Annotated in this window: 19 protein-coding genes; 12 read left to right on the top strand and 7 right to left on the bottom strand. The window is 60.4% G+C overall.

Translation table 11 applies throughout. The annotated features are described in order from the left end of the window. From H8L67_RS00550 to H8L67_RS00520, 7 genes are read left to right on the top strand one after another with little or no spacing between them, the layout of a single operon-like run. A complete protein-coding gene (locus H8L67_RS00550; protein ID WP_220379868.1) occupies nucleotides 1–1,311 on the top strand; it encodes an NAD(P)/FAD-dependent oxidoreductase in 1,311 nt (436 codons plus the stop codon). Beyond that, entirely contained in the window at nucleotides 1,308–2,078 is a 771-nt protein-coding gene (locus H8L67_RS00545) for a DUF1365 domain-containing protein (RefSeq protein WP_220379867.1), read from the top strand. The genes H8L67_RS00550 and H8L67_RS00545 overlap by 4 nt, the downstream gene beginning before the upstream one ends. Then, nucleotides 2,072–3,322: a class I SAM-dependent methyltransferase gene (locus H8L67_RS00540; protein WP_434063436.1), complete on the top strand. Its 1,251-nt coding sequence runs from the start codon at nucleotides 2,072–2,074 to the stop codon at nucleotides 3,320–3,322. Before H8L67_RS00545 ends, H8L67_RS00540 begins: the two co-directional genes overlap by 7 nt. Further along, nucleotides 3,322–4,101, top strand: a complete 780-nt coding sequence (locus tag H8L67_RS00535; RefSeq protein ID WP_220379865.1) for a DUF1295 domain-containing protein — start codon at nucleotides 3,322–3,324, stop codon at nucleotides 4,099–4,101. The genes H8L67_RS00540 and H8L67_RS00535 overlap by 1 nt, the downstream gene beginning before the upstream one ends. A 53-nt stretch (nucleotides 4,102–4,154) precedes the next feature. Continuing rightward, nucleotides 4,155–5,183 carry an SAM-dependent methyltransferase gene (locus H8L67_RS00530; protein WP_255556086.1) on the top strand — a complete coding sequence of 343 codons (1,029 nt, stop codon included), beginning with the start codon at nucleotides 4,155–4,157 and terminating at the stop codon, nucleotides 5,181–5,183. Continuing rightward, on the top strand, nucleotides 5,180–5,710 hold the full coding sequence (locus H8L67_RS00525) for a lipocalin family protein (protein WP_220379863.1): 531 nt from the start codon (nucleotides 5,180–5,182) through the stop codon (nucleotides 5,708–5,710). The genes H8L67_RS00530 and H8L67_RS00525 overlap by 4 nt, the downstream gene beginning before the upstream one ends. A gap of 28 nt (nucleotides 5,711–5,738) precedes the next feature. Further along, nucleotides 5,739–7,112 carry a cryptochrome/photolyase family protein gene (locus tag H8L67_RS00520; RefSeq protein WP_220379862.1) on the top strand — a complete coding sequence of 458 codons (1,374 nt, stop codon included), beginning with the start codon at nucleotides 5,739–5,741 and terminating at the stop codon, nucleotides 7,110–7,112. A gap of 35 nt (nucleotides 7,113–7,147) precedes the next feature. On the opposite strand, the gene H8L67_RS00515 is transcribed toward H8L67_RS00520, so the two are convergent. Then, nucleotides 7,148–8,260, bottom strand: a complete 1,113-nt coding sequence (locus H8L67_RS00515) for an alkene reductase (protein WP_220379861.1) — start codon at nucleotides 8,258–8,260, stop codon at nucleotides 7,148–7,150. Nucleotides 8,261–8,431: 171 nt separating this feature from the next. Between H8L67_RS00515 and H8L67_RS00510 the strand changes: the two genes are divergently transcribed. From H8L67_RS00510 to H8L67_RS00490, 5 genes are read left to right on the top strand one after another with little or no spacing between them, the layout of a single operon-like run. Then, nucleotides 8,432–10,177: an ATP-binding protein gene (locus H8L67_RS00510; protein ID WP_220379860.1), complete on the top strand. Its 1,746-nt coding sequence runs from the start codon at nucleotides 8,432–8,434 to the stop codon at nucleotides 10,175–10,177. Further along, nucleotides 10,174–10,557: a response regulator transcription factor gene (locus H8L67_RS00505; RefSeq protein ID WP_220379859.1), complete on the top strand. Its 384-nt coding sequence runs from the start codon at nucleotides 10,174–10,176 to the stop codon at nucleotides 10,555–10,557. Before H8L67_RS00510 ends, H8L67_RS00505 begins: the two co-directional genes overlap by 4 nt. Next, nucleotides 10,554–11,330, top strand: coding sequence for a YaiO family outer membrane beta-barrel protein (locus H8L67_RS00500; RefSeq protein ID WP_220379858.1), 777 nt, complete (start codon nucleotides 10,554–10,556; stop codon nucleotides 11,328–11,330). The genes H8L67_RS00505 and H8L67_RS00500 overlap by 4 nt, the downstream gene beginning before the upstream one ends. Nucleotides 11,331–11,338: 8 nt before the next feature. After that, the gene (locus H8L67_RS00495; RefSeq protein ID WP_220379857.1) at nucleotides 11,339–12,454 is read left to right on the top strand and encodes a HEAT repeat domain-containing protein; all 1,116 of its coding nucleotides are present in this window, start codon (nucleotides 11,339–11,341) and stop codon (nucleotides 12,452–12,454) included. Beyond that, nucleotides 12,451–13,851 carry a glycosyltransferase family 2 protein gene (locus H8L67_RS00490; RefSeq protein WP_220379856.1) on the top strand — a complete coding sequence of 467 codons (1,401 nt, stop codon included), beginning with the start codon at nucleotides 12,451–12,453 and terminating at the stop codon, nucleotides 13,849–13,851. The genes H8L67_RS00495 and H8L67_RS00490 overlap by 4 nt, the downstream gene beginning before the upstream one ends. A gap of 19 nt (nucleotides 13,852–13,870) precedes the next feature. Here the strand turns inward: H8L67_RS00490 and dmpH are convergent, their stop codons facing one another. Genes dmpH through H8L67_RS00460 form a run of 6 tightly spaced genes read right to left on the bottom strand, consistent with a single transcriptional unit; the run spans nucleotide 13,871 to nucleotide 20,914 of the window. Continuing rightward, a complete protein-coding gene (gene dmpH, locus H8L67_RS00485; RefSeq protein WP_220379855.1) occupies nucleotides 13,871–14,659 on the bottom strand; it encodes a 2-oxo-3-hexenedioate decarboxylase in 789 nt (262 codons plus the stop codon). Nucleotides 14,660–14,672: 13 nt separating this feature from the next. After that, complete coding sequence (gene dmpG, locus H8L67_RS00480; RefSeq protein ID WP_220379854.1) at nucleotides 14,673–15,713, bottom strand: 4-hydroxy-2-oxovalerate aldolase; 1,041 nt, start codon at nucleotides 15,711–15,713, stop codon at nucleotides 14,673–14,675. Further along, nucleotides 15,710–16,627: an acetaldehyde dehydrogenase (acetylating) gene (locus H8L67_RS00475; protein WP_220379853.1), complete on the bottom strand. Its 918-nt coding sequence runs from the start codon at nucleotides 16,625–16,627 to the stop codon at nucleotides 15,710–15,712. The genes dmpG and H8L67_RS00475 overlap by 4 nt, the downstream gene beginning before the upstream one ends. 9 nt (nucleotides 16,628–16,636) lie before the next feature. After that, complete coding sequence (dmpE, locus tag H8L67_RS00470; RefSeq protein WP_220379852.1) at nucleotides 16,637–17,428, bottom strand: 2-oxopent-4-enoate hydratase; 792 nt, start codon at nucleotides 17,426–17,428, stop codon at nucleotides 16,637–16,639. Between the two features lie 25 nt (nucleotides 17,429–17,453). Then, the gene (locus H8L67_RS00465; RefSeq protein ID WP_255555977.1) at nucleotides 17,454–18,932 is read right to left on the bottom strand and encodes a 2-hydroxymuconic semialdehyde dehydrogenase; all 1,479 of its coding nucleotides are present in this window, start codon (nucleotides 18,930–18,932) and stop codon (nucleotides 17,454–17,456) included. A gap of 38 nt (nucleotides 18,933–18,970) precedes the next feature. Further along, on the bottom strand, nucleotides 18,971–20,914 hold the full coding sequence (locus H8L67_RS00460) for an alpha/beta hydrolase family protein (RefSeq protein ID WP_220379851.1): 1,944 nt from the start codon (nucleotides 20,912–20,914) through the stop codon (nucleotides 18,971–18,973). Between the last annotated feature and the right edge of the window lie 37 nt (nucleotides 20,915–20,951).

Below are 20,951 nucleotides of genomic sequence, written 5' to 3'. Positions count from 1 at the left end.
ATGCGTATCGCGGTGGTGGGCAGTGGCATCAGTGGCCTGACGGCAGCGTGGTTGTTGTCGCGTCGTCACGATGTGGTGTTGTACGAAGCCAACGATTACCTGGGAGGGCACACCGACACACACGAGGTCTTCGTCGAGGGTCAATCGCTTCGCATCGATACCGGCTTCATCGTACACAACCCTCACCACTATCCGTTGCTGACCCGTTTGTTTAAAACACTGGGCGTGCAGACGCAAGCCACGACTATGAGTTTTTCCGTGCAAGATGCGCGCTCGGGTCTGGAGTACAACGCTACCCGTCTGGACACTTTGTTTTGTCAACGTCGTAACCTGTGGTCGCCACGATTCTGGCGGATGTTGCGAGATCTTTCGCGTTTTTATCGCGAAGCGCCGCGGTTGTTGCAGTTGGATGAGGCGGGGCCTCCGCTGGGCGAATATCTGAAAGCACACCACTACAGCGACGCCTTCCGAGACTTGCACCTGATTCCAATGGCCAGTGCGCTGTGGTCGTCACCCCCGGCGGAGATTCTCGCCTTTCCGGCCAAATACCTGGTGCAGTTCATGGCCAATCACCAGATGCTGAATTTGGGCACACGCCCGAGCTGGTCGGTGGTGCAGGGCGGCTCGCGCACCTACGTCGATGCGATGACGGCGAATTGGCGCGTGCGCACGCGTCTAGCGACCCCCGTGGTGGGCGTTTCGCGCGACGCGCGCGGCGTCTATCTCCGCACGGCAACGGGCGTGGAGGAGTTTGACCATTTGGTACTGGCATGTCATAGCGATCAGGCACTGGAATTGCTCGATGAGCCGACAAGCGCAGAGCGCGAAGTGTTGGGTGCTATCGCGTATCAATCCAACGAAATGCTGCTACACACTGATGAAAAAATCATGCCTGCACATAAGAAAGCGTGGGCGGCATGGAATGTGTTCTTACCCGCAGTGCCTTCGGCGGCATGCACGGTGAGTTACTGCATGAATTTGTTGCAAGGTTTGGATGTGACAACGCCGCTGATCGTTTCGTTGAACCGCGGTGCGGAGGTGGATCCGGCGTGTGTGCTGCTGCGGCGCACGTATCATCATCCTGTTTACACACAGCAAACACTTGAAGCGCAGCATCGAAAGAAAGAACTGCAAGGCGTGCGTCGCACGTGGTTTGCAGGCGCCTATTGGGGTTGGGGTTTCCACGAAGACGGCATCCGTAGCGGGGTCGAGGTGGCGGCGGCTTTGGGCGTGGATTGGAACGGCACCGTTGCCCGCATGGAAGAGGTACATTCGCCAGCCTCGGCGCACACTGTGGCGGATTGCGCATGAACACCTTGGCCAGTGCCGTCTACGAGGGCCATGTGCGTCATCGGCGGCACAGCCCGCATCCGCACGCCTTCAGTTACCGGATGGCGCAGCTGTATCTCGATTTGGACGAACTGGACCGCGTCTTCGATAAGCGTTGGCTCTGGTCGAACGAGCGCAGCAACCTGGCGGCATTCAAACGGGCGGATTTCCTCGGAGACGCCAGACTACCCCTCGCTGACGCGGTACGTGCGCGGGTCAAGGCCGAGACCGGCGTTCGGCCTGACGGCCCGATTCGCCTGTTGGCCCACCTCCGTTACGGCGGATTCAACTTCAATCCGGTGGCGTTCTATTTTTGCCATTCCCACACGGGTGAATTGCACACCATCGTCGCCGAGATCACCAACACCCCGTGGAAAGAACGCCACGCTTATGTGCTGCCGGTGTCAACCGCTGAAATGCGCGGCCGCGCAATGCATTGGTCCTTCGACAAATCGTTTCACGTCTCGCCGTTCTTGCCGATGGATCGCCGCTACCGTTGGACATTCACTGCGCCCGGCACGGATCTACATGTACACATGGGTGTGGATGCGGGTGTCAAACACGAATTCGATGCACATCTTGCCCTGCGACGCCGGCCCTTGAATGGCGCCACGTTGGCACGCGTCTTGTTGCGCTATCCGTTGATGACGGCCCAAGTCGTCACGGGTATCCATTGGCAAGCGCTGCGGTTGTGGTTGAAAGGCAATCCGGTCTACGACCACCCGCGTCACTTGGAAGGTGAATCATGAGCGCACGTCCGTTTTCAGATCTGGGCGAGGTCGGCAGTGTCGACCGTTTTCTACGCAAGCGGCTCTTGAAGCGTTTGGAAGGTTTGCGCCATGGCACCTTGGAGCTGGTGGACGCAACCGGAACAGTGGTATTGGGTGTGCCGTCTGAGGCGTACCCGCGCGTGCGCTTGGAAATTCTCGACCCGTCTTTCTATCGCGCATTGGCGGCCAGCGGGAGCGTAGGCGCGGCCGAGGCGTACATGGCCGATGCATGGGTGTGCAGCGATTTGGTGGCACTGGTGCGGCTTTTGGTCCGCAACCGTAACTTGCTCGATGGCATGGAAACGGGCAGCGCAAAAGTCTCCAGCTGGCTCATGCGTGCACTCAATGCCGCACGAAGAAATACCCGCGCCGGCGCGCGCAAGAATATTGCTGCGCATTACGACTTGGGCAATGCCTTCTTCGCCTTGTTCCTCTCTGAAGACTTGATGTATTCCTCCGCGATGTTCACTTGCGAGGACGAGCCGCTTGAAGTCGCATCACTGAGAAAGCTGGATGTGCTGTGCGAGAAGCTGCGCTTAGGTCCTGAAGACCACGTGGTAGAAATCGGCAGCGGTTGGGGCGGGTTTGCGATTCACGCCGCGCGCACCCGGGGCTGCCGCGTCACCACCACCACCATTTCCGCCGAGCAATATGCATTGGCGAAACAGCGTGTCGATGCGGCCGGACTTTCCGACCGGGTCACAGTGCTGGCGCAGGACTACCGGGATCTTGAAGGCCGCTACGACAAATTGGTCTCGATTGAAATGATCGAAGCCATCGGCCCGCAGTTTCTCGACGTCTACTTTGCAACGTTGGACCGCTTGCTTAAACCCGGGGGTCTGGCGTTGGTGCAAGCCATTACGATTGAAGATCATCGTTATGCACAGGCGGTGCGTTCGGTCGATTTCATCAAGCGCCACGTTTTTCCGGGTTCATTTATCCCGTCCATCGCGGCAATGTTGGCGGCCAAAACGCGCAGTAGCCACTTGGCCCTGATCGAGTTGCAAGATTTCGGTCTGTCTTACGCGCGGACATTGAAAGCATGGCGCATGCGGTTCTTGGCCAACATCGCGCAAGTGCACGCGCAAGGTTTCGATACGCGTTTCATTCGTCTGTGGGAGTTCTATTTGGCCTATTGCGAAGGCGGTTTCAGGGAGCGCTCAATCGGCGTTTCTCACCTTCTATTTCAAGCGCCGCTCATTGCGCCGGCGGGTCGCGACTGATGTCCGTATGGGTCCAACTCGTTTGTGTGTGGTGCTTCGCCGCGGCAGTGCAGGGTCTTGCGTGGGCCGGCCAGCAACGTTCGCGCAACGCCGGCGTGGTCGACGTGGTGTGGTCATTGGGCGTCGCCGCTGCGGCGGCATTTATCGCGGCGAGTGGGTCGGGTGGCATCGTCCCGCGCGTATTGGTAGGCGTGTTGGGTGCGGTTTGGGGGCTGCGTCTGGGTACGCACCTTTGGCAGCGAACTAGCGTCGAGCCGGAAGACGGCCGTTACGCGCAGTTGCGTCAAACGATTGGGAACACGCCTTGGAAGTGGTTTATGTTCTTCCAATTCCAGGCACTGTTGATCGCGCTTTTTGCCATGCCTTTTCTGGCGGTGGCGGCCAATCCGCAGAACCGATTCGGCATCGCATGTTTTGCCGCGGTCGGTGTGTGGTTGATCAGCGTGGCGGGTGAGGCACTTGCCGATCACCAGTTGCGGACGTTCCGCGCGAATCCTCAGAACGCCGGGAAAACCTGTCGTACGGGCCTGTGGCGTTACTCGCGGCATCCGAATTACTTCTTCGAGTGGTTGCACTGGTTTACGTATGTGTTGCTCGCCTGGGGCGCACCCTTGTGGTGGCTCGCGTGTGCCGGTCCCATCGTCATGTACATATTCCTGCGCTGGCTGAGTGGCATTCCGTGGACCGAGGCGCAATCACTACGGACCCGCGGCGCGGACTACGCGAACTACCAGCGCACCACACCCATGCTGTTTCCATGGTTTCCCAAGGACAATTGATGACACGTTCGGTCGATGTTCCGCAGCTCGCGGATGATGCACGCACAACCGGCATGCTCGGCTTGGCAGAGCGCGGCTGGATACCCGATCCGCTCCTGCGACTGGGCATACGCAGGCTGTGCGCGCAACGTTTGCGGGAAGAGCACGCCGATGATCCCGAACGCGCCGCACAACGCGCGTCGGCGCTGTTGACGCAATTGCGACAAAGTCCGGTAGCGATCCACACCGACGACGCCAATCGTCAGCACTACGAGCTGCCGCCCGAATTTTTCAAAGCCTGTCTTGGCCCCAGGCTCAAGTACTCCGGCTGCTACTACCCGACGCCCGAGTCGCATTTGGCCGACGCCGAAGAGGCCATGCTTGAGTTGTACGCCGAGCGTGCGCAATTGGCGGATGGACAAGACATCCTTGAACTGGGCTGTGGTTGGGGCTCGCTCACGTTGTGGATGGCTGAGCGCTACCCTGGCGCGCGCATCACCGCGGTGTCCAATTCAAGTGCCCAGCGCCGTCACATCGAAGCTGAGTGCGCCGAGCGTGGCTTGCACAACGTCCGCGTTGTGACCTGCGATGTGAATACGTTGGCACTTGAGCCCAATCGATTCGACCGCTGTGTCTCTGTCGAAATGTTCGAGCACATGCGCAATTATGCCACCTTGATGCAACGCATCAGCGCATGGCTTCGGCCGGATGGCCGGCTGTTTGTGCATATCTTCTGCCATCGCACCCTGCTGTATCCGTTCGAGACCGAGGGCGGCGACAACTGGATGGGCCAGCACTTTTTCACCGGCGGATTGATGCCGGCGGCCGACACGCTGTTGTGGTTTCAGCAGCACCTGCGGATGGATGCGCGTTGGTTGGTGAACGGCACGCACTATGCGCGCACCGCTAACCATTGGCTGGAAAACCAAGACGCGCATCGCGACCGCGTCATGCCGGTTCTGCGAGAGGCCTATGGTGAACAAGCCACGCTATGGTTCCAGCGATGGCGAATGTTCTGGATGGCTTGCGCTGAATTGTTCGGCTACGCCGATGGGACCGAGTGGATGGTCGCGCACTATCGCTTTGCAAAGGAGGACCTATGAAAAAGTTGCTCGCTTCCGCGATCGCCGCCGTGGGTTTGTTCGGCTGCGCCGCCACACCGCCGACCATTCCACCTGTTGCAAGCGTGGATCTTCAAAGATTCATGGGCGATTGGTACGTCATAGCGCACATTCCCTCGCGCAAGGAACGTCACGCATTCGATGCCGTGGAATCCTACCGGCTCGACACCGATGGACGCATCCGGACGACGTTTACCTACCGGGATGGCGGTTTCGACGCGCCGCTCAAGACGATGACCCCGGTGGGGCGCGTGGTTCCGGGTACGCAAAACGCGGTATGGGGCATGCAGTTCATTTGGCCGATACAGGCGGAATACGTGATTGTCGATTTGGCGCCTGATTATTCGCATGCAATCGTCGGCCGTAGCAAACGTGATTACGTTTGGCTCATGGCGCGCAGTCCGCAGATGTCTAAAGAAGCACTCAGAGCTGCAATCGATCGGATCGGCGCTTTGGGCTATGACATCACCAACTTGCGGATGGTGCCGCAGTCCACGCGTCAGCGCTGATGTCACGTTCAAGAGTGGCCGCATCGACATGAGCACGGGTATTTACTGGTTCAGACGTGATCTACGGTTGGCGGACAATCCGGGGCTAGCGAGAGCGCTGGCTATGCACGAGGCGGTGTTTTTCGTCTACCTAGACGAGCAGACTCAAGCGCCCTATGACGCCAGCCGCGCATGGCTGAGCCGGTCGTTGCAAGCGCTTGCGGCGGACATTGCCGCACGTGGGGGTGTTCTGAATGTGCTGACGGGCAGGGCAGAAGCGTTGCTACCGCGCTTGGCTGCCGCGCTCGGCGCAGAAGCCGTCCATGTCAGTACGTTGCACGAGCCCGATGCCGACGCGCGCGACGCACGCTTGGCAAAAACACTGTTGCACGAAGGCGTGCGTTTACTGCGCAACGGCGGTCGCGTGCTGACCGACGCCGACCGCTTGCGTAGCAAGTCGGAAACTGTCTATCGCGTTTTCACCCCGTTCTACAAGGCTGCGCTCGGCACGTGGCGGCATGTCGCGGTTGAAGCCCCGACTCATCTAAGCGCAGTGCAGCTTCCCGAGGGAGAAGACTGGCCGACGACAGAGGTACGGTCGCCAAGACCCGCTTGGGATCTCGGCTTTTGGCAGCACAGCACGCCGGGTGAGCGCGCGGCCCACCTGCGTCTCGAGGCGTTCCTGGGCGAAGTAGACGGCTACGTCGAAGCGCGTGATTACCCGGGGCAAGATGCAACTTCACGTTTGTCTGCACATTTGCACTTCGGCGAAATCAGTCCGGGCCGCGTGCTTGCGCAAACCCGCGCGATCGGCAGCGCCGGTGCAGACAAGTTTTTGGCTGAAATCGGCTGGCGCGAGTTTGCCTATTACGTGCTGTATCACTGGCCGCAAAGCACCAGCTGCAATTTCAACCCGCGCTTCGATTCGCTGCAATGGCGAGAAGATCCTGAAGGGCTCAGCGCGTGGGCGCAAGGTCGCACCGGTGTGCCTTTGGTCGACGCGGGCATGCGCCAACTCTGGCACGAGGGGCGAATGCACAACCGAGTGCGGATGGTTGTAGCGTCATGGCTGACCAAACACATGGGCATTCACTGGCAAGAAGGTGCGAAGTGGTTCATGCACACACTTGTAGATGCAGATCTCGCCAACAACACTTTGGGCTGGCAATGGGTGGCCGGCACGGGTGTTGACGCTGCGCCGTATTTCAGGATTTTCAATCCGGTCAGCCAATCACAAAAGTTCGACCCTTCCGGCGAATATCTTCGCCGTTGGCTCCCTGAGCTTGCCGCACTCGACAATCGCAGCATTCATGCACCGTGGATGTCGGGCGTCTCCGTCCGCGGTTATCCGGCGAAACCTATTGTTGATCTACAGACCGGGCGCCAAGATGCGCTGGACCGATTTGCGCGTACGGCGAGGTAAACCGTCCCGTTTCCGTAGCGCACGCAGCTTCGTGATCACCCGGCGGTCGGGTAGTCAATGTAACCAGTTTCCCCACCCCCATAAAAGGTGCTGTTGTCGCCCGGTGCCAGTTCAGCGTCATTTCGAAGGCGCGCCACCAAATCCGGATTGCTGATGAACGGCCGGCCGAAAGCGATCAAATCCGCCCGCCCGCTGGCCAGCGCCTCTTCAGCCATCGCTTTGTCGTAGCCGTTGTTCAACATCCACGCGCCTTTGCCACCGGCCGCGCGATAGGCCTGCTTCAGAGCCGCATAATCAAACGGCGCATCACCCTGCTGCGTGTCACGGGGGCCACCCGTCGTGCCTTCCACCACGTGGATGTATGACAGTCCTTTGTCTGCGAGTCCGCGCACCACGTGTTCGAACAAAGCTTGCGGCGCCGGATCAAAGGCATCGTTTGAAGGCGTCACCGGAGAGAGGCGAATGCCCGTGCGTGCGCCGCCGATCTCCGCCGCGATGGCATCGACGACTTCGAACAGGAAACGCGCGCGGTTTTCCACCGATCCGCCATAGGCATCGGTGCGATGGTTGCTGCCGCTGCGCAGGAACTGATCAATCAAATAGCCATTTGCCGCATGGATTTCCACGCCGTCGAATCCGGCGTCCATCGCCGCTCGTGCGGCGCGGCGGTAGTCCTCGACGATGCCCGGCAGTTCTTCTATCGTCAGGGCGCGCGGCAAGGAAGTCGGCGCGAACGCACCTTTGCCCTCAGCATCAATCAAAAAGGTTTGCGATTTCGCTTGAATGGCCGAAGGCGCAACCGGCGGCTGTCCGCCGGGTTGCAACGAATCGTGCGAGATCCGGCCCACATGCCACAGTTGCACCACGATCTTGCCGCCCTTGGCATGGACGGCGTCGGTCACGGCACGCCAGCCCGCCAATGCCTCAGGCGAATACAGCCCGGGCACGTCGGCATAGCCCTGACCCTGCTGCGAGATCGCCGTCGCTTCGGTGATCAACAAACCCGCCGTGGCGCGCTGCGCGTAGTAGGTCGCCGTCATCGCTTGTGGTACTGCGCCGGGAGAACGGTTGCGCGTCAGAGGTGCCATCACAATCCGGTTCGACAGGGTCAGGCCGGAGAGGTCAAAGGGTTCAAACAAGGAAGACATGGGGTGACCGAAATGAGAAGGATTGGATCGATATTGTCCATCACGCCCTGTGTGGACGCGATGCAGAGGGCGACGTGGCCAAGCCCAAGGTCGAGCGCGTCGAATAAGCCCCCGGAACAGGCGGCGTTCAGACAATCAACACCTGCAGACGTCCGGCGCGTTATCTTGAGGATGCGCACCGGAGCATCAGATCTGAAACGATTCCTCAATCGCTATAACTTCGCCTTCCTCGCTTCACTGCTTTTGTTGGGCGTGCTGTACACGGAAGGACGACGAAACGAACACGCTCTGCGCGCCGCCAATACCGCGGCGATGCAGACGATGTCGGTGATGTCGAACTCGCAACGCATGTTGTCGGCACTTCAAGATGTCGAATCCGGTGCGCGCGGTTTCCTCATCACCGGTCAACCGCAGTTTGCCGAAACGTTTGAATCCGGACGTCTGCGCCTGAGGGACGCACGTGCACAGCTGAAAGCGGCGATGCCCGCGGAATCCTGGTACAGAACTTGGTGGCAGCGCATCGACCCTCACATCGACGCGCGTGTTCGGGCCTCCATGGCCGTGGTCGAGGCCGTGCGGCAGGGTGCGCCCGAGCTCGGCACCCGCCTCGTCAAGACCAATGCCGGCAGTGTCGCGATGGAAGAAGTTCGCAAACATCTGCTGCAATTACAGGCCCACGAAGAGCGGCGCTTGGCGCAGCGCAATGCCGGGATCAATGATCAAACCGCGCGTACGCGTTTGCTTCGCCTTGCCATGGTGATCGCCGCGGGCGTTTTGTTGATGTCTGCCGTACTCGCGATCAATTTCCAAGCGGAAAAGCGCCGGCAAGCGCTGGCGCGGGCGCGCAACGGCGAATCACAGCAGCGTCGTCAGCATGCATTCTTGCGCACGATCATCGACACAGATGAGAATCCGATTTTCGTTCGCGACTTGGCGGGGCGGTTCGTGCTGGTCAACAAGGCGTTGGGTGAATTGGTCGGATGCAGTGTCGAAGAACTCGAGGGCGATGCAGGCCCCAGTGCGGATTGCCTGGCCATGCTGCAACCGTTGATCACACATGATGCCGACGTCACGCCCGATGCACCCTGGCGACAGGACGCCGTGCAGATGATTGATGCGGCATGGCAGCCGCGCTGGTTCCAGATTGTGAAGCGGGCGTTGCCGGGCGAAGGTATGGGTAGCGTGTTGACCGTTGCGGTCGACGTCTCCGAGCGGATGCGCGCCCAACGCGTCAAAGACGAGTTCGTGTCCACAGTGAGTCATGAGTTGCGTACGCCACTGACCTCCGTGCGCGGTGCGTTGGACCTTTTGGGCGGCTTCGCGCAGACACTGCCCGGCGATGCCTTGCCGCTGCTCGACATCGCCCGCAAAAACACCGAGCGTCTGTTGCGGTTGATCAACGACATATTGGACTTGCAAAAGATCGAGGCAGGGCAACTGACCATGGTGCCGGCGGTGCACGGTTTGCGCGGCTTGCTGGCACACAGCGTTGCGGCGCATGAAGGCTATGCGCAACCGATGAATGTGGAACTCGTGCTGCACGAAGGTCCGGACGTCCAGCTGCGGGTGGATGCCGATCGGTTCGCCCAAGTCATGGCGAACCTGCTGTCGAATGCGATCAAGCATTCTCCGGCGGGCGACATCGTCGAAATTCAATCTGAACAGCTGGAAGGTGCGGTGGAGATCAGTGTGCGCGATCATGGTCGGGGCATCCCCAAGGCATTCAGACCCCACGTGTTCGAACGTTTCACCCAAGCAGAAAGTAACGACGCGCGCCGCAAGGGCGGAACCGGGCTCGGTCTCGCGATTGCCAAATCCATGATCGAACAAATGGGCGGCACGATCGGTTTTGACACTATTGAAGGGACCGGCACCACCTTTCATATCCTGTTGCCACTGGCGGAGGTCGACGCATGAGCAGCCAGCGCGTCCTACTGATAGAAGACGAGGAGGACGTCGCCTTCATCATTCGGTTCCTGCTTGAACGCAATGGTTTTGAGGTTGAGCACGCCACCGAAGGGCGCGCGGCAATGGCCCGTCTGCGCGGCGATGATCCGGTGCCGGACGTGGTCTTGATGGACGTGATGCTGCCATTCCACGACGGATTGGAAATGCTTGAAGTGCTGCGCAGTCGTGCGGCTTGGGCCGACGTACCGGTCTTGATGTTGACGGCGAAAGCACGTGAGGGCGATATCGTACGCGCCTTGGAATTGGGCGCCGACGATTACGTCACCAAGCCCTTCCTGACCGATGAATTGTTGGCACGGATCCGGCGCCTGCTCAGGAGATCACGATGAAATTGCGGTACTCAGCTTGGTTGTTGTGCGGTGCGTTCAGTGTGGCGTACGCGCAATCGGACGAACGCGTCGAAACCTCGACCCCGGAACGGACAACGCATTTCACGGTGTCCGCGCATGGCGACGCGCTCGATAAGGGCTATGACGATTGGCGCGGCATGCGGCTGGAGCTTGGCAATGAAACCCGTGGTCGCATCGGCGGTCATATTGCTGTGTTCGAAGAACAACGCTTCGGCACGACCGATCGCGGCATCGAATTGTCGGCCTCGGTGCCATTCGGCAAAGCTTGGGTGTGGGTGCCGACGGTGAGCTTGGCGCCGGATGCGGATTTTCTGGCAAGGACTGCCGTCGATATGGACCTTTACAAAGAGTTGGGCCAAGGCTGGGTCGCCTCCGGTGGCATCGGCCATAGTCGCTATCGGGATGCGAATGTCAATCGTGTGAAAGCCGGCATCGAACGCTACGTGGGTGCTTGGCGAATCGGGTACCAAGCGATTGCCAGTCAAGTGCATGGTCGCAGCGGCGTCGCGCATGATTTGCGCGTCGCGCGCAGCTATGCGGATACCAGCGAGGTGGGCATCCAATTCAACGCCGGTCGCGAACCCACCGTACTTGCGCAAGGCATCGTCAATGCCGACGTCAAAGGCGTTGGTCTTTTCGGCCATCACGCCTTCAATCCCACGTGGACACTCTGGTGGAACGTGGGTACCACCCGTCAGGGGGATTTCTACACGCGCCGCGGCGCGGGGGTGGGGCTGCAATACCGGTACTGAGCGCCCTCGTGGATTGGATCCTGCGCGGGATGGCGCGAGCCGGCTGGGGGCCGGAGCACCCGTTGTTGAACGCCACCGCTTGGGTGGTTGTGATCGTCACCACGCTCACATTGCTGACCATGGTGTACGTGTTGATGTTCTCGGCACGCGCCCGTCGCACGCGACGCCGGCGGCTGAAGTTCAACACTGCATGGCGGACGCCGATGGCGCAGGCCAGCATCGGCGGCGAAGTGCCGGATGTCCGCGCACCGCTGCGTGCACGGGAACGCCTGTGGTGGTTGATGTTGTGGAACCGGATGCAACGACCCTTACGCGGACAGAGCCGTGAGCACTTGAACGCTTTGTTGCAACGCACCGGCATGGACAAACACGCCATGCGATTGCTGCGCGGACTCAGCGTTCGCCAGCGGCTGGTGGCTTTGGAGACATTGCGCCATCTGGGTGACGCGGCGGCGTGGTCGCGCGTGGCACCTTTGTGCCGGCATCGCAACCGCTACGTCGGATTGGCGGCCGCACACGCGCTGATGTCGATGGCGCCCCGTCGCGGTTTGGCCTTTGCACTCGAGATCGGTTTGTCACGCGACGACTGGAGTCCGCGCCATCTGGCCGACTTGTGTCAATCCGCCGGTGTCGAGGCCTGCACGCCGGTGTTGTTGTCGACGCTGGCGTCGGCAACGCCGCAACAAGCGTCCACGTTGGCCGTCTTGCTGCCGTTCGCCGAACCACGCGCCTTGCAGACTTGGGCGCACGGTGTACTGCAGCAAGACCGCCCGCGTCCGCTCCAGCTCGGTGCGTTACAGGTGCTGGGGGAGCTGGCGGATCCGCGCGACCATTCGAACCTCGTCAACTATTTGCATCATGACGATGAGAATTTGCGCTTGGCGGCGCTGCGCGGGCTGCGTCGTCAGGTGCGACGCGAAGACACGGCGCATTTTCTGGTGGCATTGCTCGATCGCGTCTTTGCCATCCGCCATGACGCCGCCGATGTCATTGCCGCGCTGCCCGGCATGACGACGGCCGCGGGTGACGCGCTGCTTGCCCGCATCGAAGATCCGTACGGGCGTGACCAACTCATGCGCGCACTGACCGCGCGCCACTTACCCGACGCAGGCGTGTCGGCATGAGCACGGCGTTCGACCTATTCCAGACCTTCGTGCTGGTGTACTTCCTGGCCCTGAATTTGGGTTACATGCTGCTCAATGTGTCTGCGTTGCTAACCATCCGCAACCACATGCGCAAGCGCGCTGACTATGGGGAAGATACCCCGTACTTGAACGTGGAGCCGGCGATTTCGTTGCTGGTGCCCGGCTACAACGAAGAAGCAACGATCCGGGCATCGGTGCGCTCGATGTTGCAGCTGCAATATCCGGAGTTCGAAGTGTTGGTCATCAACGACGGTTCAAAAGACGGCACCCTGTCGGCACTGATGGCCGAGTTCGATCTGGAGCCCGAAGCCGTGATCGTGCGCAGGGTGGTGGACCACAAACCGATTCGCGCCGTTTACCGCTCGCGTACCTACGCCAACTTGCGCGTCGTCGACAAAGAAAACGGCGGCAAAGCCGATGCCTTGAATGTCGGGATCAATCTCGCGCGACATGAATTGTTCTGCGCGGTGGATGCCGATTCCATCTTGCAGCGCGACAGTCTGCTGCGCGTGGTGCAACCCTTCGTGGATGATCCGCGAACGGTGGCCGCCGGTGGTACTGTGCGCATCGCCAACGGATCGCAAGTGCGCGGCGGTTTTCTCATGCGCGCCGGATTGCCCAAAAGTTTGTTGGCGCGGTTGCAGATCGTCGAATATCTCCGCGCCTTTCTGTTCGGGCGTTTGGGTTGGTCGCCATTGAACGGCGTGTTGATCATTTCGGGTGCGTTCGGTGTCTTCGACCGGCGCAAAGTCGAAGCCGTCGGCGGCTATCGCACCGATACCGTTGGCGAAGACATGGAGCTGGTGGTGCGCTTGCATCAATGGCATCGACGGCGGCGATTGCCGTATCGCATCACCTACGTGCCGGATCCGATTTGCTGGACGGAATGTCCGGAGGATCTACGCACTTTGGGTCGTCAACGCAGTCGATGGCAACGCGGTTTGAGTGAAAGCCTGACCATGCACGCACCGTGGCGATTCGGTTTGCGCGGCGGTGCGGCGGCATGGCTAGCCTGGCCTTTCATGGCTTTGTTTGAATGGTTGGGGCCTTTGATTGAACTGATCGGCTATCTCGGCATGGCGATTGGCTTCCTGCTTGGCGAGATCAATCCGTTCGCCTTCGTCCTGTTCCTGCTGGTCTCGCTCGGTTTGGGAATCTTGTTGTCGGTGAACGCCTTGCTGCTCGAGACTTTGTCATTCCGGGTGTATCAGCGTAATCGCGATTTGCTCGCCTTGTTCGCCATGGCTGTGGTCGAAAACTTCGGCTACCGGCAGCTGACCCTGTTCTGGCGTTGCCGTGGTTTGTGGCAATGGGCGAGTGGTCGCCAACACCAATGGGGCGTCATGAAACGCAGCGGTAGCTGGAGCGAAAACTGAGTTGAAGCGGCGCGCTGCCTCAGACGAACCGCGCCGACACCTCACCCATGCCCTGCACCCGCAATCGGATCGTGTCGCCGGCCGCCACCGGGACGGCCTCGGTAATTCCCCCCGACAACACGATGCTGCCCGCAGGCAGACTTTGACCCCGGCGACCCAAATGGTTGACGAGCAGCGCCACTGCGGCTGCGGGATGACCCAACACCGCTGCGCCGGCTGCAAATGCGATGGGCGCGTCATTCTTTTCAAACACCACGCCGACGGTACGCAGATCCAGCTTGCGCGCATCGACCGCTTGCTTGCCGAGCACGAATCGCGCGGCCGAGGTGTTGTCGGCCACCACGCTCTTCAAATCAAATTTGAAATCCCGATAACGACTGTCGATCACCTCGAGCCCCGGCATGACCACGTCACTGGCGGCGAGCACGCTGCCGATATGGCAACCGGGTCCTGACAGCGTTTCGCGAGTGACGAAAGCGATTTCCGGTTCGACCTTCGGATGGATGAGATCGGCGATCCGGATGGCTGCGGCATCGTCCACCCGGTAAGCATCCGACAAGAATCCGAACACGGGATCGGTCACGCCCATTTGTTTCATTTTGGCGTGCGAGGTCAGGCCGGCTTTGTAGCCGATCACGCGTGCGCCGCCGGCCAGCTGGATGGCTTGAATGTGCTCCTGCACCGCATAAGCGTCCTCCCAAGACATCTCGGGATGATCATCCGTCACCTTGTGCGTATCGCGATTCGCGATCTGGCAGGCGTGCAAATGCGCGGCGAGTTGTTCGATCTGTGCTTGGCTCAACGCCATCTCTGAAACCTCTTCAATCTTTAGCGGAACGCTGCTTCAGTAGCGTCAACGCAGTGTCTTCAATCATGTCTTCTTGCCCGCCGACGCAGCCGCGGCGACCCAACTCGACGAGAATCTCGCGCGCGGAGATGCCGTATTTTTCACCCGCGCGTTTGGCGAACAACAGGAACGAGCCATACACGCCGGCATAGCCCAGGGTCAGCGCGTCACGATCAATGCGGATGGGAAAATCCATGATCGGCACGACCAGATCTTCGGCGACGTCTTGAATGCCGAACACGTCGACACCGGTATGAATGCCCATGCGATCACAGACGGCCACCAGCACTTCCATCGGCGTGTTACCGGCGCCTGCGCCCAAACCGGCCGCGGCCGCGTCGATTCGCGACGCGCCGATCTCGATCGCCGCAATGGAGTTCGCCACACCCATGGCCAGGTTGTGATGTCCATGAAAGCCCAACTCGGTCTCGGGGTTCAGCGCTTTGCGCACCGCGCCCATTTTGGCTTTCACTTCTTCGGGCAACATATAGCCCGCTGAGTCGGTGATGTAGATGCAATTCGCGCCATAACTTTCCATCAGCCGCGCTTGTGTCACCAAACCCTCCGCGCTGTTCATGTGACTCATCATCAGAAAGCCGACGGTGTCCATACCTAGCTTTCGCGAAAGCGCGATGTGTTGTTCACTGACGTCGGCTTCGGTGCAGTGGGTGGCGACTCGCAAGGTGTGCACGCCCAATCCGTGCGCCATGCGCAGATCGTCCACGGTGCCGATGCCGGGCAAGAGCAAGGCCGACACCTTGGCCTGCTTCATCAACGGAATGACGGCCGACAAATACGCTTCGTCACTGTGGGCGGGAAAACCGTAGTTGACCGAGCTGCCGCCCAAGCCATCGCCGTGCGTGACTTCGATCAGGGGCATACCGGCCGCATCTAAGCCTTGCGCAATGGTGGTCATTTGTTCGAGCGTCATTTGATGACGTTTCGGATGCATGCCATCACGCAGGGTCATGTCATGCAGCGTGACGCGACGACCGTCCAAGGAAGACTTACTCATGCGGCCACTCCCGCAGCAGGGTTGAAGCGGCCGGCCAGAATCTCTTCGGCAAACCGTTCGGCGGTGCGGACGGCAGCGGCCGTCATGATGTCCAAGTTGCCTGCGTATTTCGGAAGATAGTCGCCGAGGCCTTCGACTTCCAAAAACAACGAGACGCGATGGCCGTCGAAAACCGGTCCGTTCACCAAGCGGAACCCCGGCACATACCGCTGCACTTCTGCCAGCATGGCGTGCACGCTTTCCCTGATTCGCGCCTCATCCGGCAGCGCTTCGGTCAGGCAATGCACGGTGTCACGCATGATCAAAGGCGGCTCGGCCGGATTGATGACGATGATGGCTTTGCCTTGCTTCGCGCCACCGATCTTCTCCACGGCACCTGCGGTAGTACGGGTGAATTCGTCGATGTTCTTGCGTGTGCCGGGACCGACCGAACGGCTCGACACCGTGGCGACAATCTCGCCATAGCGCACGGCTTGCACACGACTGATGGCCGCGACCATCGGAATGGTAGCCTGTCCGCCGCAGGTCACCATGTTGACGTTCATCTCCCCGCTGCCGATATGCGTCTGCAAATTCACCGGTGGAATGCAATAAGGGCCGATCGCCGCAGGCGTCAGATCGATCATCAGCGCACCCTCGGCATTCACTTTGCGCGAGTTGTCTGCGTGTGCGGACGCGCTGGTGGCATCAAAGACAATTTGCACGCCGTCGGCGCGCAATGTCGGCACCATGCCATCGACGCCTTGATCGGTGGTTTTCAAACCAAGCGCCTCGGCGCGTCGGAGTCCTTCGGATGCAGGATCGACGCCAACCATCCACACCGGTGCCAACACATCGCTGCGTTGAAGTTTCGCCAGCAGATCGGTGCCGATATTGCCGGGGCCGATCACGGCGCATTTCACTTTGTCACGCATCGGATTTCCTTAAGCGAACCGCACGCTGCAACCGCCGATCCCGCCGATAGTGACGCGCAACGCATCCCCGGCGGCCACCGGCACCATCGTGCCCAGCGAACCGGACAGAACCACTTCCCCCGCTTCAAGGGCGACGCCGCGCGCGCCCAAGGTATTGGCCAGCCAGGCAACCGCTTCTGCCGGATGACCCATGGCGGCCGCACCGGCCCCGGTGGCGACAATTTCACCGTTCTTTTCCAGCACCATGCCGCAGGTCAACAGATCGACCTCACGCGGATCCACCAAACGTTCGCCCAACACAAAGACACCGCAGGAGGCGTTGTCGGCGACGGTATCGACAATGCTGATTTTCCAATCACGAATCCGCGAGTCGACGATTTCAAAACAGGCCATGACGCCGTCAGTGGCGTCGATCACGTCTTCGCGCGTGATGCCGGGGCCCATCAAAGTCTTCTTCAACAAGAAGGCGATTTCGCCTTCGGCCTTGGGTTGGATCAAGTTGTCCGCGCGAATCGATTCGCCTTCGTTGTAGACCATGCGATCAGTAAGCCAACCGAAATCCGGTTGCATCACGCCGAGCAAATCCATCACCGCGCGGCTGGTGACGCCGATTTTTTTGCCGACCACGCGCTCGCCTGATTCAAGACGGCGTTGCATCAAATGCTGTTGCACGGCATAGGCGGCATCAATGTCCATGTCGGGGTAGCGCGCGATCAGCGGTTCGATGCTGCGGCATGTCTTCAAGGCATCGAACAGCTCGTCACCCATTTGCTGCAAGTTTTCGGTGGAAAGGACGGTCATTTCAAAAGGTCCATGCGTGGGCATCTCACAACTTGATGCAAATGTTCTTCAGCTCAGTGTAGAACTCGAGCGAGTGGACGCCACCTTCGCGACCGATGCCCGATTGCTTGGCACCGCCAAAGGGTGTTCGCAGATCGCGCAAATACCAGCTGTTCACCCACGCGATGCCGGCATTCACCTGACGCGCGACGCGGTGTGCGCGCGCCAGATTGGTCGTCCAAATCGCGGCAGACAATCCATAGTCGGTGGCGTTGGCGAGGGCAATGGCGTCTTCTTCGCGATCGAACGGTGCAATGTGACAACAAGGGCCGAAGATCTCTTCTTTGATCACGCGCGCATCTTCGGGCAATCCGGTCCAAATTGTCGGCTCGACCCAACTGCCGTCTTTGAGTGCCGCCGGCATGTCGGGGATGCCGCCGCCGGTCACCACGGTGGCGCCTTCCTCGCGTGCAAGCTGGTAATAAGACAGCACTTTAGCTTGGTGTTCCTTGCTGACCAGCGGCCCCATCTGCGTCGAGGCCTCATCAGGGGCGCCGATCCTCATGGCTTCCGTCGCCGTTTTCATCGCCGCGACAAATCGCTCGAAGATCGGTCGCTCGACATAGACACGTTCGGTACCGAGGCAGACTTGCCCGCTGTTGGCGAAGGCACTGCGCAGGGTGCCTTCCACCGCCGCATCAAAATCGCAGTCGGCAAAAATCAATGCGGCATTCTTGCCGCCCATTTCCAAACTGACCGGGCGCGCGCCGATCGCAGCGGCCTGCATGATGGCGGCGCCGGTACGCGTTTCTCCGGTAAAGGTGATGGCGTCCACCCACGGATGCGTGGTGAGAAATTCGCCGGCCGAATCCGGACCAAAGCCATGCACGACGTTGAATACGCCGGGCGGCACACCGGCTTCGTTCATGACTTCGCCCAGCATGGCTGCGGTCTGCGGCGTCACCTCGGAAGGCTTCACCACCACCGTGTTGCCACAGGCCAATGCCGGGCCGACCTTCCACGTCAGCAACAAAAGCGGCAGGTTCCACGGGCAGATCACCCCGACCACACCGACCGGTGCCCGCACGCTGTAGTTGATTGCGCCGCGTCCATCGGGCGTGGCGGTTTCAAAGCATTCACCAGGCACGTCTTTGACCATGTCGGCAAACACTTTGAAATTTGCGGCGCCGCGCGGGATATCCAGACTGCGTGCCAAGGCCGTCGGCTTGCCGGTGTCCGCACACTCCGCGGCGAGAAACGCATCGAACCGGCGCGTAATTCCGTCCACCACCTTTTCCAAGATGGCGATACGCGCCTGCAATGGCATTTGCCCCCATGGGCCGTTCAGCGCATCACGTGCCGCACGCACCGCCGCATCCACCTGTTCCCGACTGGCCTCATGGATGTCGGCGATCCATTCGCCGGTAACCGGCGAATATTTCTTGAAGCGACGTTCGCTGGCGACGTATTCGCCGGCGATGAAATTGTGAACCTGTGTCAGTTCACTTGCATGGGATGTTGCCATCTGAAGTCACGTCCCGCAGGAATCTATCCTTCAACAGATTAGCGAAGATCGAACTTCAAGGCCGGATTGCGTATGCGCGTCTTCAACCAAGTCTTGAGCCGCGCGCCGGCGGGTTCGATGTCGCGTCCGCCCAAGACCGCATGCAACTGCGTCTCCATCGTCCAGAGATAACCTTCCATGGCCAAGCCGGCTTCCGGCGAGTGACGGCTGTCCGGATCGACCACCAATGTCACCGGGCGATTTTTCATCCGCAAGCTGGCGACGTAGTGGGTGATCGAACGCAAGGGCACGGTCGGATCGGCACCGCCGGCAAAGATCAACAAGGGCCGACGCAGACGCTGCGCGTTGTTGAGCGGCGACTGCGCATGCAAACGATCGAAGACGGCAGGGGCTTCGCCATCCAACCGCAGCGCGCGCAGCGTCTCTTTCAGTGAACGATCAGGCAGGTCGGCTTGGTAGCCATGCCCCAATTCCCAACGCATGGTCCAGCCCAGATCGGCCGGTGGCGCACCGGCGAAACCGACTTTGAACAAGTCGGGCTGAAAGGTGAGACCGACCAAGGTCGAGTAGCCGCCGAAGCTGTGTCCGACGATGCCGACACGCGCCGCGTCACCGATGCCTTGGGCGAGCAATGCGCGGGTCCCTTCAACAATGTCTTGTTGCACGCGGCCGTTGCCGTAATCGCCGTTCGAGGCAAAGGTGTAGTCGCGACCGAATCCGGTAGAGCCACGAAAGTTGGATTGGTAAACCACATAGCCGCGGTTGACCAAAAACTGTGCCACGCCGTCGAAGCCCGGACGGAAATGATTGATCGGTCCGCCATGCACTTGCACGACCAGGGGTGCACGCGCGACATCGACACCCGGGGGCACCAACAAAAAGCCATGCACACGCAAACCGTCGGATGCGGTAAACGTCCACGGCACTTTCGCGGCCAGCGCGCGCTCGGGAATCGCGACGTCGGATGCCTCCGTTTGTTCCAAGATGCGATTGAAGGTTTGCTGATCGTAGACGTACCAACGGGCATCACGCAAAGTCGCGCCACGTTCGGACACCAACCAGCGACCGCCCCCCGTTTGCAGGTCAACATCGTTGCCGTTGAAGTGCGTTGTAATTGCGCTCACCACGGATTGCTGTGCGCCGATGCCGTAAGTCGCCGCCGTCGCGCTGCGATAGCTGGCCGCCACCGGTTCACCGGTCAACGGATTCACCACGGTTTCGTCGAGATCCGCTGTGTTGGATGGATCCTGATGCAACACCGTGCGCTTGTCTTGTGCGTCCATGCGTTCAACGCGGCGCAGATCCGCGTTCACATTGGTTTCCAGCCACAAACTGCCGTCTGCGCTTGCGCCCAAGATGCCGACCCGTTCCAGCGGTTGCATGCGCATGACCACGCGCTGCTTGCGATCGGCGCCGAAACGCATCAATCCGTCGCGCCCCTTATCGAAAAACGTAAACGCCGTCAGCAGGCCTTGCGTATCGAAGACCACTTGCTGAATCCAATACGGCGCGTTGAGAACCACCGTCTCGCGTCCATCCGCGGTGACGCGCAGCACACGCCAAGCTGTCGGACCCGCGTTCAGCACGCGCTCCCGGATCAGGATCGCTGCGGGCTGCGATCGATCGACTGCCATGAATTGACGCCGTGTCGTGCCGCCCAATCGCACATGCGCACCGGCTTTGCCATTGATGCCGATGCTGTCCACGGCATTCGCGGCACGCAAGAACACACGCGCGCTGTCGGTCGACCAAAGGATCTGGTCGGCTGAGGTGCGTGCCAGCACATTGCGCTTGGTGCCTGTATCCAGAGTCTGCACCCAGGCGCTGCGCTGCTCGCCTTGCTTCCGCAAGTAAGCGACCTGTCGGCCATTCGGTGAAAGCCGCACCGAGCTCAAAGCACGTGATTCATAAAACGCTTCGCGCGGTAGCTGCGGTGCCACGGGCAGTGCGCGTTGCGTCGCAAGCCAGCGGCTCGTCGGCATTGCCCGTGCTAACGGTGTGGCCGCTTGGAGGCTAGGG

The organism is Lysobacter soyae (assembly GCF_019551435.1).
GTDB classification, from domain to species: Bacteria; Pseudomonadota; Gammaproteobacteria; order Xanthomonadales; family Xanthomonadaceae; genus Solilutibacter; species Solilutibacter soyae.
The sequence above is the reverse complement of the archived record's forward strand: the minus strand, read 5'-3'. Positions and strand labels throughout refer to the sequence as shown.